General features: G+C 70.1%; 14 protein-coding genes and 3 tRNA genes. 2 read left to right on the top strand and 15 right to left on the bottom strand.

Translation table 11 applies throughout. The features are described from left to right. Window positions 1–2: 2 nt before the first annotated feature. From ACSGDB_RS15080 to ACSGDB_RS15020, 13 genes are all read right to left on the bottom strand, one after another. Entirely contained in the window at window positions 3–965 is a 963-nt protein-coding gene (locus ACSGDB_RS15080; protein WP_434995729.1) for a carbohydrate ABC transporter permease, read from the bottom strand. Further along, a complete protein-coding gene (locus tag ACSGDB_RS15075) occupies window positions 962–1,927 on the bottom strand; it encodes a carbohydrate ABC transporter permease (protein ID WP_434995728.1) in 966 nt (321 codons plus the stop codon). The genes ACSGDB_RS15080 and ACSGDB_RS15075 overlap by 4 nt, the downstream gene beginning before the upstream one ends. An 84-nt stretch (window positions 1,928–2,011) precedes the next feature. Next, on the bottom strand, window positions 2,012–3,358 hold the full coding sequence (locus ACSGDB_RS15070; RefSeq protein ID WP_434995726.1) for an ABC transporter substrate-binding protein: 1,347 nt from the start codon (window positions 3,356–3,358) through the stop codon (window positions 2,012–2,014). 180 nt (window positions 3,359–3,538) lie between these two features. After that, window positions 3,539–4,225: a hypothetical protein gene (locus tag ACSGDB_RS15065; RefSeq protein ID WP_434995725.1), complete on the bottom strand. Its 687-nt coding sequence runs from the start codon at window positions 4,223–4,225 to the stop codon at window positions 3,539–3,541. Beyond that, on the bottom strand, window positions 4,222–4,824 hold the full coding sequence (locus ACSGDB_RS15060; protein WP_434995723.1) for a DUF6286 domain-containing protein: 603 nt from the start codon (window positions 4,822–4,824) through the stop codon (window positions 4,222–4,224). The genes ACSGDB_RS15065 and ACSGDB_RS15060 overlap by 4 nt, the downstream gene beginning before the upstream one ends. After that, window positions 4,821–5,246, bottom strand: coding sequence for a hypothetical protein (locus tag ACSGDB_RS15055; protein WP_434995722.1), 426 nt, complete (start codon window positions 5,244–5,246; stop codon window positions 4,821–4,823). The genes ACSGDB_RS15060 and ACSGDB_RS15055 overlap by 4 nt, the downstream gene beginning before the upstream one ends. Then, a complete protein-coding gene (locus ACSGDB_RS15050; RefSeq protein ID WP_434995721.1) occupies window positions 5,243–5,434 on the bottom strand; it encodes a DUF2273 domain-containing protein in 192 nt (63 codons plus the stop codon). The genes ACSGDB_RS15055 and ACSGDB_RS15050 overlap by 4 nt, the downstream gene beginning before the upstream one ends. A 7-nt stretch (window positions 5,435–5,441) precedes the next feature. Beyond that, entirely contained in the window at window positions 5,442–5,900 is a 459-nt protein-coding gene (locus ACSGDB_RS15045; RefSeq protein WP_434995720.1) for an Asp23/Gls24 family envelope stress response protein, read from the bottom strand. A gap of 50 nt (window positions 5,901–5,950) precedes the next feature. Next, entirely contained in the window at window positions 5,951–6,421 is a 471-nt protein-coding gene (locus ACSGDB_RS15040) for a hypothetical protein (protein ID WP_434995718.1), read from the bottom strand. Between the two features lie 184 nt (window positions 6,422–6,605). Continuing rightward, entirely contained in the window at window positions 6,606–8,615 is a 2,010-nt protein-coding gene (locus ACSGDB_RS15035) for an alpha/beta hydrolase-fold protein (RefSeq protein ID WP_434995717.1), read from the bottom strand. Window positions 8,616–8,754: 139 nt separating this feature from the next. Beyond that, a tRNA-Phe gene (locus ACSGDB_RS15030) sits at window positions 8,755–8,827 on the bottom strand. A gap of 72 nt (window positions 8,828–8,899) precedes the next feature. Next, a tRNA-Asp gene (locus ACSGDB_RS15025) sits at window positions 8,900–8,973 on the bottom strand. Window positions 8,974–9,059: 86 nt separating this feature from the next. Then, window positions 9,060–9,132, bottom strand: a tRNA-Glu gene (locus ACSGDB_RS15020). Window positions 9,133–9,279: 147 nt separating this feature from the next. Here ACSGDB_RS15020 and ACSGDB_RS15015 point away from each other — a divergent pair. After that, window positions 9,280–9,651: a metallopeptidase family protein gene (locus tag ACSGDB_RS15015; RefSeq protein WP_434995716.1), complete on the top strand. Its 372-nt coding sequence runs from the start codon at window positions 9,280–9,282 to the stop codon at window positions 9,649–9,651. A 26-nt stretch (window positions 9,652–9,677) separates the two neighbouring features. Here ACSGDB_RS15015 and ACSGDB_RS15010 read toward each other — a convergent pair whose 3' ends face one another. Then, window positions 9,678–10,658 (bottom strand): universal stress protein, encoded by a 981-nt coding sequence (locus ACSGDB_RS15010; RefSeq protein ID WP_434995995.1) that lies wholly within the window; start codon window positions 10,656–10,658, stop codon window positions 9,678–9,680. A 283-nt stretch (window positions 10,659–10,941) separates the two neighbouring features. On the opposite strand from ACSGDB_RS15010, the gene ACSGDB_RS15005 reads away from it, so the two are divergent. Continuing rightward, on the top strand, window positions 10,942–11,583 hold the full coding sequence (locus ACSGDB_RS15005; protein ID WP_434995715.1) for an FAD-dependent monooxygenase: 642 nt from the start codon (window positions 10,942–10,944) through the stop codon (window positions 11,581–11,583). A 76-nt stretch (window positions 11,584–11,659) separates the two neighbouring features. Here ACSGDB_RS15005 and ACSGDB_RS15000 read toward each other — a convergent pair whose 3' ends face one another. Then, window positions 11,660–12,283, bottom strand: a complete 624-nt coding sequence (locus ACSGDB_RS15000; RefSeq protein ID WP_434995713.1) for a copper resistance CopC family protein — start codon at window positions 12,281–12,283, stop codon at window positions 11,660–11,662. Between the last annotated feature and the right edge of the window lie 4 nt (window positions 12,284–12,287).

The following is a 12,287-nucleotide window of genomic DNA, read 5'->3' as shown; positions in this document are numbered from 1 at the left end:
GGTCAACCCTTCAGACCACCGGCCAGCAGGCCCCGCACGAAGTACCGCTGGAGCCCGAAGAACACGGCGAGCGGGACGATGATGGACACGAACGCGCCCGCCGTGAGCCGCTGCCACTCGCCGCCGCGCGAACCCTGGAGTTCGGCGAGGCGCTGCGTGATGGGCGCGACGTCCGCCCCTCCCCCGGAGAAGACCAGAGCCACCAGGAGGTCGTTCCACAGCCACAGGAACTGGAAGATGCCGAAGGAGGCCAGGGCGGGTGTGGCGAGGGGGACGATGATGCGCCAGAAGATGGTGCTGTGCCCGGCGCCGTCCACCCGCGCGGCCTCGATGACCTCGCCGGGAATCTCCGCGATGAAATTGTGGAGGAGGAAGATGGCCAGGGGCAGCCCGAAGATGGTGTGGGCGACCCACAGCTGGGCATAGGTCCCGCTGGGCAGCAGCTGGAATTCCCCGATCGTCAGGACCTGCGTGAAGAGCTGCAGGAGCGGGATGAGCGCCATCTGGAGCGGGACGATCTGCAGGGCGAAGACGAAGATGAAGAGCCCGTCCTTGCCGCGGAAGCGCCCCCAGGCGAACATGTAGGCGGCCATGGATCCGAGGACCAGCGTGAAGATGGTCCCGGGGATCACGATCGCGAGCGAGTTGACGAAGTAGGACAGCAGGTTCGGCGACTGGCTGCCGCCGGGGCTGAGGACGTCCGCGTAGTTCTCCAGCGTGAGCTGGCGGTCGGTGAAGACGTTCCACCAGCCGTTGCCCTTGATGTTGTCCTCGGGCCGGAACGACGAGATGAGCAGGCCGAAGGTGGGGATGGTCCAGATGACGGCGATGACGACGGCGGCCGCCGTCGCGGTTCGTGAGGTGAGCCGCTGCCGGACCCGCTTCTGCAGGGGCGGACGGCCCTGGGTGGCGTCGTCCTGGACGTTCGGCAGGAGGTCCTTGTTCTCGAGGGGGACAGTGCTCATCGGATTTCCTTCTGCTTGCGGAGAAGCCGGGCGTTGTAGACGACCACCGGCAGCACCATCAGGAAGAGGACCAGGGCCAGCGCGGCTCCGCGGCCCGGCTCGCCCGCCCGGAAGGCCTGGGTGTACATCTCGTTGGCGACCACGGAGGTCTCGTACTGCCCCGCGGTCATCGTCCGCACGATGTCGAAGACCTTCAGCGTGCCGATGGTGATGGTCGTGACGACGACGATCAGCGAACCGCGGATGGTGGGGATCGTGACGTTGCGGAACTGCTGCCAGGCGCTGGCGCCGTCGAGCCGGGCGGCCTCCACGATCTCGGTCGGGATGCCCTTGATGGCGGCCGAGAGCACCACCATCGCGAAGCCGGTCTGGATCCAGATCATGACCGCGATCAGGAAGAACGTGTTCTCGGGGGCGTCGAGGAGGAACTGCTTGGGCTCCTGTCCGAACCAGACGAGGATCTGGTTCAGCAGGCCGATCTGGTCCTGTTCGGCACCCTTGTAGGCGTAGACGAAGCGCCAGATGACACCGGCGCCGACGAAGGAGATCGCCATGGGCATGAACACCAGTGCCTTGAGCGCCTTCTCCCCGCGGGCCTTGTCGATGAAGACCGCGTAGGCCAGACCGATCGACGACGCGAGGAGCGGCACGAGGACCACCCAGATGACGGTGTTGCGCAGCGTGACCAGCGCTTCCGGCTGCGTGAACATCCAGACGAAGTTATCGAGTCCCACGAATTCGCCGTTGCGACCGGTCAGGGAGAGGTACGAGGTCTGCAGCGCGGGGAAGACGAGCCCGACGGCGAGCAGGATCAGCGCCGGCGCGAGGAACCCGGCGATCTGGACCTTCTCACGCCCGGACTTGGGCGCCCGGTCCACCACCAGCATGATGAGCCCGATGATGGCGGCGAAGACGGCGAGGCCGACCACCACCTGTAAACCTTTGTCTGCGATATCTTCCACAGCCCAGCCTCCTGGCGTGCTCTCGGAACGTGAATGGGGAGGCGGTGCAGCGGGCGCCCGATGGGGACGCCCGCTGCTACCCGACTAGGAGGAGGGCCAGCTGTCCTCGACGGTCTGCGTGACTTCCTCGGTGGAGGAGCCGTTGATCCAGTTCACGATGCCGCTCCAGAAGGAGTTGGCACCGACGGCACCGGGCATCAGGTCGGACCCGTCGAAGCGGAAGACCGTGTTGGGGTCCTGCAGCAGTTCGATGGACTGGCGGTCCAGGTCCGACTGCGCGACCTCGGGGTCCAGACCCTTGTTGGCGCTGATCGCACCACCCTGGGAGACACGGGCGTTGGCGAACTCGGCGCTCGCCAGGTACGCCTGCAGCGCCTGGACCTCGGGGCGGTCCGCGTAGGCGCCGATCAGCTCACCGCCGCCGGTGATGGCCGTGCCCTGGGAGGCGTCGATCGGCGGGGTCATGAAGGCCCAGACATCGCCGTCCTCGGCGACGTTGGTCCCTTCGGGCCAGTTCGCGGCCTGGAAGGACGCCTGGTGGTGCATGGCGCACTGGCCGTCCAGGACCGGCTGGCCGGCCTCGGCGAACGGCGTGGAGAGGATGGAGCGCACATCACCGAAGCCGCCGTTGACATACTCGTCGTTCTTCAGGATGTCACCCACCCGGTCGAAGGAGTCGACGATCCTGGGATCGTTGAAGGGGATCTCGTGGGCGACCCACTGGTCGTACACCTCGGGGCCGTGCTCGCGCAGGACGGCATCCTCCACCCAGTCGGTGCCCGGCCACCCGGTGGCCTCACCGGACTCGAACCCTGCACACCAGGGCTTCATCTCGCCCTCGCCGGCGATCTTCTCGGTCAGTTCGGTCATCTCGTCCCAGGTGGCGGGGACCTCCCAGCCCTTCTCCTCGAACGTGGCTGGCACGTACCAGACGTAGCCCTTCACGTTCGCGAGCATGGGGGCCGCGTAGAACGTGCCGTCCACCGTGCCGTACTTCTTCCAGTCCTCGGACCAGTTCTCGTCGACGAGGTCCGAGACCTCCTGCGGGGCAGGCTTGAGGTTCGGGGCCTGGTCGGCCAGGAGGCCCGGTTGCGGGAAGATCGCGAGGTCGGGAGCGGTGCCACCCTGGGCCCGCACGCCGATCTGCGTCTCGAATTCCTTGGAGCCCTCGTACGCCACCTCGATACCGGTGCACTCCGCGAAATCCGCCCAGGAGTTCTCGAGCAGTTCCGCCTCGAGGTCGACGATCGTCGAGTAGACGCTCACCTCGGCGTTGTCGAAGGTCCCGTAGGACTCGTAGGCGGCGCAGTCCGCGTCACCGGATCCTCCTGCGCTGTCCGAACCTTCCGAACCACAGCCGGCGAGCGCGAGGAGGGAAACACTGAGTGCTGCAGCAGGCAGCACGAATTTCCTTGAGCGAATATTCGCCATGAAACAGACTCCTTTGTCTGGCGGACCGTCTACGTCCGGGCTTCCAGCTGGACGCGCCGGGCCCCGGGGATGTTCCGCCTCACTGATTGGTATCGCAACAGTAAGCGCTTACATGAACGCGTCACAAGCATCACGGATGCCTCAGGGGTTTCGATATCGAAATGTGACCCGCTTCACGCCTCAGGCGACGCGTTCGGACCTCGCGAACCGGACCCGAGCCCCGGAACGGATGCTGATCAGCACCGGCGTGCGATACCCGGTGACCCTGTCCAGCGCCTCGACGAGCTGGGACACCTCCTCGGCGACGGCGTAGGGAGGCACCCCCTTGCGAGGGAACACCCGGACCTGCAGGCCGGGCACGCCCCGCACCGTCCAGACACCGACGGATGCCGAGGCGAGATCGGAACGCTCCAGGAGCGCGGCCTTGAGCGCCTGCTCGGCGGCTGCGGCCGTGATCGTCACCGTCCCGGCGGCAGCGTCGGCAGCTGGGGCAGGGCCGGCACCGGGGGCAGGGTCGGGTCCCGCGGGACGGCCCCGGCCGGGGACGGACCTGCGGCCGGCCCCGGTCGACGCGAAGATGCCCGTCCGCCCTCTCCCCTGCGCGGCGATCCAGAGGACGAGCAGCACGATCAGCAGCAGCAGGACCCCTGCCAGTGCCAGCCACAGCCAGGTGTCGTCCTGGCCGTCGGGCGTGGTCCGAGCCCGGACGCCGTCGATGAGCTCCCCGACCCGCGGCGCCGCGGCGGCCCACCAGGAGGCGACCGCGGGTACCGTCTGGACGGCGAGCCCGGCAGCCCCCGCGGCGAACAGGAGGAGCCCGACGACGGCGAGCACCGCGCGGTTGAGTCCCCGGGGTGTCGTGTTCACTGTCCGATCACCCCGGTGTCCGTCACCACGACGGCGATCCGCGGCTCGGGGGTCACGCCCGATCGATGGAGGTCGTCCGCGACGGCCGTCCGGACGGCGTCGGCGTCGACCGGGATCCCGGAGGTGGGCCGGACCTGCACCCTGACCGCAGTGCGTCCCACCGTGACGAGGACCTGCTCCGGCCCCACCCCCGCGGCGATGCGCGCCCTGCGGGCGAGCGAGGACGCCACCACCTCGGCGTCCACGACCACGGCCGCGCGGTCGTCGGGGATGGCGTAGCGGCTCCGGCGGCCCGGCAGCACGGCGAGCAGGAGCAGCAGCGCGCCGACGACGAGCAGCAGGACGGAGCCGGCTCCGAGCAGCGACGCCGGCACGCCGCCGGGCAGGGCGCCGATTCTCGCGGCCGCGGCGTCCAGGTCGAGCAGGAACGGCTCGTCCCCCACGGCCCGCAGGACGGCCTCCAGCAGCAGGACGAGGCAGCCCCCGATCAACGGGACGGCGGTCACCACCGATGCGACGGCGCGGGACGAGTGCATCTCCCGGCGCACGAGGCGGGCGGTGCCCGACGGCGTCGACAGGTCCGGCTGGTCGATACTCACAGGACCCGCGCCTTGGCGACGGTGCTGCCGATGATGCGGATGTCGACGCGGCTGAGCCGCGCCCCCGTGAGCTCCTGGACCCGCTCGAGGATCGGGGAGCGCGCGGAGTCGGCACGCTCCCCCAGCGCGCCGCCGAACGTCCCGACGACGGCGGGTTCGCGCACCACGCGGGCCAGCGGTGGCACGGGCAGTGGCAGGGCGAGCAGGAGTGCGAGGAGGCCCCGGTCGTCGGAGAAGGTCGCACGGACCTGGGCCGGCTGGACGCCGAGCACGTCTGCCGCGACCGCCCGCGCCGTGCTGGTGAGGGCCTGCGTGGTGATGCGGGTGTGGCCGGCGAGGAATGGCCCGGGAGGACGCCCGGGCACCGCCGTCGCCGGCTGGATGTGCTGCGGGAGCCGCGCGGGGACGGACTCGGCGGTCACGACGACGAGCGGCGGCCGGACAGGGCGTCGAAGACGCCGCGCAGGTCGAGCTTGCCCTCGATGATGCGCCCCACGACGGCGCCGCAGAGCACCAGGGCGAGCATGAGGAGGAAGCCCCAGAAACCGAAGACGAGCGCCGCGAAGGCGAGGACCGCTCCGGCGGTCATGCCGACGATGGTCGGGGTCACGGGCGCCTCACGCCCCCGGCTGCTGGAGCTGGGTGGAACCCGCCGTGCGGACACGGTCCCCGGACTTCGACTCGGCCGGAGGCGGCAGGTGGACGTCGAGGATCTCGACGTTCACCTCGATGACCTCGAGCCCCACGAGCTCGGTCAGGGCCTCGTACACGGCCGCCCGGACCGCGTCGGCGAGCGCGTTCAACGGGAACCCGTAGGCGGCGACGAGACTGATGTCGACGGCCAGCTGCGTCTGGCCGACCTCGACCTTGACGCCCTGGGAGAGATCGTTGGCGCCGACGGCGTCGCGGATGGCGCCCAGGGCGCGTCCGCTGCCGGGGCCGAGCGCGTACACGCCGGGAACGGCCCGCGCCGCGATGGCGGCGATCTTCACGGCCGCGGCGTCGCCGATCACGGTCCTCCCGGCCGCCGCGCCCGGGAGGACGGGCAGCTGCCGGCCCGTGGGTTGATCGATCATGGCGGGAACCCCTTTCGCTTGTGCCCCAGCCTAAGCCACACTGCTGCCGGTCAGGAGTGGGTGCAGTGACGACCCAGCCAGTCCTGCACCGGGGCCATGGCCTGCCGGAACGTCTTCTCGTCGAACGTCCCCGAACCGCGGGGAGGCGCCTCGACGGACCGCGCGAGCGTGGTGAAGTCGTCGTGCAGGTCGGCGGGCACCTTGTCCCGGAGCTCGAGGAGCTGCCGCTCGAGGGCCGTCAGCTCCTCCGGGTCGGCACCGGAGCGCAGGGCCAGCGGCGCGAGCATGGCGGTGGTGATGCCGCCGGCGACGACGACACAGTGCTCGGGTGTCCCGGGGGACGCCGTCGTCGTGTCCACCCGGGCCGCACCGTCCGGCGACGGAGCGGCGGCGCCGGACGGTGGGGAGGGGCTGGGCGGCATCGTCAGCATCCTCTCGGCGGAGGTCGGGGCACCCTGACCGCATCCGCACAGGGCCAGGACGAGCGCGCACGACGCGGCAGCGGAAGGCAGGATTCTCACTGGCGCCCTTTCGTCTCGATGCGATGCCGGAGGTCCGACGCTCGGTGACTCCAGAACTATCCCAGGTGATTCCCCGAGGCAACCTGCCGGGGTGGGACGGTGCGGGCTGCGACCCTCCGGCCGGGGTTCCGCCGCCATGGTACGGGCGGAACCCCGGCGTTGGCTGGGAGGACGGCGCCGAGGGTCAGCGCCGGCCGCCCTTCGCCTTCGAGGGCAGGAACTTCTCGCTGACGACACCGCTCACGTTGCCCGAGGTGTCGACGGCCCGCACCTGGACCGTGACGGCCCGATCGCCGACGGGGATGGGCCCGGTGTAGGTCTCGAACGAGCCGTCCCTGCGATTGAGGGAGTACTCGATACGCGACACCCCGGTGTCATCCGATGCCTCGACGCGCACGTGGCGCGTTGTCGGGTCGAGCGACGCCGTGACGGTGGGGGCGATGGTGTCGGCGTCGAGCGACGCCCTCACGTGATCCGAGTGCAGGCCGAACGAGTCGCCGATCCGCGGGACCCAGCAGTCGTCGTTGTGGCGTCCCACGGGGTACACCTCGGAGGTGTGCCGGACCCCCTTGCCGTCCAGCAGTGCGTCCAGGGACCGGACGGCGTCGTCGAAGCGGTAGTCGTCGTCCTCGCACGCGTCGAAGAAGAACTCGTGACGCGAGAGCTGCTCGCCGGTGCGGGCGGCGACGTCGGCCAACGGTGAGAGCGACTGCCCGGCCGGCCCGCCCGGCGAGGTCACCCCGACGACGGCGGGCGCCAGGCTCAGCGCGCCCATGTGCGAGGCGAGCGACGAGAAGAGCTCGGGGTGGGCGAGGCCGATCGAATAGGCTCCGAAACCTCCCATGGACACGCCGGAGAGCCCCCTGAAGTCGCGGTGCGCGATGGTGCGGTACTCGGCGTCGACCTGCGGGATCAGTTCGTCGATGAACATGCTGCGCCAGGGAGTGCCGTCCTGGTGGTCCACGTACCAGAGTGATTCGCCGTCGGGCATGACGACGATCGACTCCTCGAGCCCGCCGGACGTGTAGAGCTCATCGAGCTTCGCCCCGAAGTCGCGCGGCTCCCACTCACGGCTGCCGCCGTTGACACCGTGCAGGAGGTACACCACGGGGTATTCACGGTTCGGGTCCTCGAAGTAGGACGGCGGCAGGTACGTCACGTACTCGCGGCGTGCGCCCTCGAGCCCGGACTCGACGAAGTCGCGGAAGAACCGGGCACGGTTGCCGCTCTCGGTCCGGGAGGCGGGATCGATCGTCAGGAACTGCTGCGTCCGCGGCTGGAACTCGAAGGGCGCGCCGTCCTTCGTGCCGATGATCGCGCGGTTCGTGTCGACGAGCAGGCGGCCGTCGTCGGACCGGATGATCTCCACCCCCGCATCGTCGAGGCGCAGGCTGCCGGAGGCCGCCATCCAGCTTCGCAGTTCCTCCGCGCGGCGCTCGCGGTCGCGTCCGTCGTGCATGTAATCGCCGGCGAGAGTGGCGAGGTACGCGGCCACGTCCCCGGAGGCGAGCGCTGCGGCCTGGCGATCGAGCAGGGAGCCGACCCAGGCGGCCGTGTCGGCGTCGGCCGCCGTGCCGCTGATGCCGTACACCTCCTCGCGGACGGCGTCCTTCGAGTAGATGCCCACCGGGCCCTGATACCACCCGCCGCCGCCGGACATGTCGTAGACCCGCACGGAAAGCGTGTTGGTGCCGCCGAAGACGGGCGCCTCTGCGGGGACGGGATAGAGCCGCTGCTCGAACCACTGGCTCTGCGCGTCCGGCGGCATGCTGCCCGAACTCCCGATCCTCACACCGTTGAGGAAGGCCTCGTCCGCGTCGTCCAGGAAGCCGAGCGAGGCCACGAGGTTCTGGCCCTCGGCGTCGTCCGGGAGGTCGAAGGTCAGCCGGTACCAGCCGAATCCGTCGTAGTCCGCGAACTGCGGCGCGCCGTCGGTCTCCGGGACCTGCAGGGAGGTCCAGTCGGAATCGTCGAACGACGGCTCGGCATAGGCGGGGTCGTCGCCGACCGTGAACTTCCAGGTACCGGACAGGTCGAGGTTCGTCGTCGATCCCGGCGCGGCCGGCTCCGAGGCGAGGGCGGCACCGGGCGAGGGCGCCCCGATCGCCGGCAGGGCGGGGGCGAGGGCGACGGCGGTCACCGCGAGGGACGCGATCAGGCGTCGGGCGAATGGGGTGGGGCGTTGCTGCGCCATACGGGCTCCAACTTCATCGTTGAACAGGGACAGCCCGAACCTACTGGGAACGTTCACAGAAAGCGAGGAGGACACACCAGCCGGTGGGCACAGACGAGAAAACCCCGCGTTCCGTGGGGAACTGCGGGGTTATCAGCGGTGGCTCCGACCGGCGTCGATCCGGTGACCTTTCGATTTTCAGTCGAACGCTCTACCAACTGAGCTACAGAGCCTTGCAACCATCTTGCAGGATGATCACCGTATCCAGCCCGGCCGGCTTCCCCGAAGGGATCCGGCCGCCTGAGCGACCCTGACGGGACTTGAACCCGCGACCTCCGCCGTGACAGGGCGGCGCGCTAACCAACTGCGCTACAGGGCCTTGCTTACTTCACTCGCTGTTCGCAAGAGTTCCAGCCTACCAGCACTTTTCGCTCCGGTTGACCGCCCGTGAGGGCAATTCCTGCGTACCCCCAACGGGATTCGAACCCGTGTCGCCGCCGTGAAAGGGCGGTGTCCTAGGCCACTAGACGATGGGGGCCTGAACCACGGTCCGGGTTCCTGCGACCTGCCGGCGAACGAGCATTTCCGGCCGATCATTCCCTGTCGTGGACCTATAGAACTATAGATGCTCATCTCTGTTTCCACAAAATCACGACCCCCGGCCGGAGTCGGTACGATCGGGGGCGTGCCGTTCGAGATCTCGCGTGAGGAATTCGAGGAGGCGGTCGACGACGCCATCGACCGCATTCCCGACGAACTGGCGCGCGCCATGACCAACGTGGCGATCTTCGTGGTCGAGGAGTACGAACCGCGCCCGGGTGAGCCGGCGGACACGGAACTGCTGGGCCTCTACGAGGGCACTCCCCTGACCGAGCGGGACTCCTGGTGGGACGCCGGGTCGCTTCCCGACCGCATCAGCATCTTCCGCGGCCCCCTCATGCGCCTGTGCGGCTCCCGCGAGGAGCTCGTCGAGGAGATCCTCGTGACCGTGGTCCACGAGATCGCGCACCACTTCGGGATCGATGACGAACGGCTCCACGAACTGGGATGGGGCTGACGCGCCGGACGGGCCGGAGAGGTCGGTCAGCCGGCGCGGGGGACCATGGGGCCGAATGAACCCCGGTCCTCGAGCCGTGGGTCCGCCCGGTCGGGGACGACCAGCACTGGTCCGCGGGCGTGGTGCAGCACGCCCTGGCTGGTGGAGCCCAGCAGCATGCCGGCGAACCCCCCGCGCCCGCGCGTGCCCACCACGAGCAGTTCCGACGTGGCCGACGCCTCGATGAGAACCTCCGCCGGCGGTCCGTCCACGAGGTCCACCGTGATGGTGACGTCGGGGTAGTGGCTCTGCAGCCAGTCCCGGCCGGCGGCCAGCTGGACGGTGAGGTCGGCGTGCAGCGCCTCCCGGTCCACCGGCGCGGGAACCCAGGCGAGCGAGCCGTTGAACGGCGCGACGGAGCAGATGACCCGCAGGGGCAGTCCCCGGGAGCGGGCTTCCTCGGCTGCGGCGAGCGAGGCCATGCGGGCCTGCTCCGACCCGTCGACGCCGACCACCACGACGGGTTCGACGGCGGCAGGGGGGACGTCCCTGTCCCTCCCCTGCTTCCTGCCGAGCTCCGGATGTCCGAGGCGCGCACCCGTGCAGACGGGGATGACCGCCGTCGGGCATTTGGCGTGGGCGGGAAGGGCACTGCTCACCGAGCCGAGCAGTCGGCCGACGAACCCACCCCGGCCGCGCGATCCGACGACCATCAGTTCGGCGTCCTCCGAGAGGTCGAGGAGCACACCGGCGGCGTCGCCGCTCTCGATCCGCGGATGCACCTCCAGTGCCATGCCCTCCAGACGGGACACGGCCTCGTCGAGGACGGCCTGTGCGCTCTCGCGGATGACCTCGTCGTCCACCGTGGCGTACCCGGCGTCCATGCTCGACGCCGCGAAGACCGGCACCGTGTAGGCGGTCACGACGTAGAGCGGCGCGTCGCGTCGCGCGGCCTCACGCGCGGCCCACAGCAGCGCGCAGATGCTCTGGTCGGAGCCGTCCACGCCGACGACGATCCCGCGCTGCATCAGTTCCTGCGGCAGGCCTTCTGTGTTCTCACTGCTCACGGCAGGCCTCCCTCGGTCGCACCCGGAACCGCGGACAGCGGCCGGTCAACCCTTTCTAGCGCACCGGAGATGATCGGTCTATCCACTGTCCCAAATGTTATATAGGGTGAAGCGACCCGTCGCGGGGACCTGGCCGACAGGTGGGAACCCCGCACGCAGTACTCCTGGCCGACCCGTTCGCTGCCAGGAGTCCGCACGACCGGAGAAGGCGTGCGGAATCCAGGCTACGTGTGGAGGTGACCCGGTGGATTCCTTGCCGCCCGACCCGGCCCGACCTGCGCCCGAGCCCGGCGCGGCCGAGCGGACGAGCACCGTGGTCATCGGCTCCGGACTGTCGGGCCTGGCCGTCGCCAGTGAACTGAGCCGCCGCGGCATCGACGCGATCGTCGTCGAGAGCGTCGAGTGCTCCGACTCCGGCGCCCTGCGCACCGTCATGACGGACTCCGCCTCGCTCTCCGAGCGCACCGAACTGATGCGCCTCCTGCGCGGCTACGCGACCGCCCATTCCATCGATGTCCGCCAGACCACCGTGGCCGAGCAGCTCTGCATCATCGGCCACCCCCGGATCCTCCCGACACCGGTGGAGCGGAAGAAGTGGGCCGTGCAGACGGCGGGCGGGGTCCTCCTCGCCGACCATGTGGTCCTCACGAAATTCCCGCAGAACGAGCTCCGCCGGCTCCTCCGCTCGATGGACATCGCGATCGGCCGCGACGTCAGGGAGGCTCTGCGCGCGATCGGGCTGTACCTCGTGGGCGTCGGTGAACTGCTGGCGCCCTCCACGCGGGAGATCGTCCGCCAGGCGAAGCTGGTCAGCGACGCCATCGTGGAGCAGGGCCCGTCCGCCCTGGACCGCGTCGGGCCGCGCCCGGCGATCTCCCCCCGGTAGGGACGCCCCTGAACTCCGGGCGTCGCCACACGCCTGCCGGTCCGCGCCTAATTACCGCACGCCTCCCGGTCCGCGCCTACTTGCCGGCGCCGAGCCGCTTCCGTGCCGTGACCGCGAGCACGACGGCGATCGCGACGAGTGCGGCGATCATGAACACGACGCTCCAGGGGAAGTCGCCCACGCCGGCCTGGTGGGTCTCGTTCGTCTGATCGTCCTGGACGTCCAGGGGGCCGGCCGTGCCCGCGGTGTCCGGCACGGTGGCCGCACCCTCCTGCGTGGTGAAGCCGAAGGAGCCCTCGATGGGGTGGGAGTCCGAGCTGACCACGCGCCAGTTCACGGTGTACTCACCGGCGGGCGCCCCCGGGCGCAACGGCTGGGTGGCGGAGCGGTCGACGATCTCCGCCGGGCCGTCGGCCCAGTCCGTCCCGGATCCGTCCAGGACCTGGATCTGGGCCCCGATCCCGGACGGCACGCTGGAGAAGCTGAGTTCGAGGCTCGGCGGCAGCACGTCCACCACGGCACCGGCCGCGGGATTGCTCCCCGTCAGTTCGTCGTGCGCGGTCGCGGCTCCGCCGGCGCCCAGCATCGCCGCGAGCGCGAGCAGGACCGCGGGGACGAGCGACGCAAGGATCCGGGCGGCACGACGACGGCGACCGCGGGTGGGTGCAGCGGGCCGGGAGGGCAGGAGGAGGGCAGACATGCCC

Source organism: Arthrobacter sp. Ld5 (assembly GCF_051172775.1).
Taxonomy (GTDB): Bacteria; Actinomycetota; Actinomycetes; order Actinomycetales; family Micrococcaceae; genus Arthrobacter_D.
Note: the sequence above shows the minus strand (reverse complement) of the source record. Positions and strands in the feature narration are given on the sequence as shown.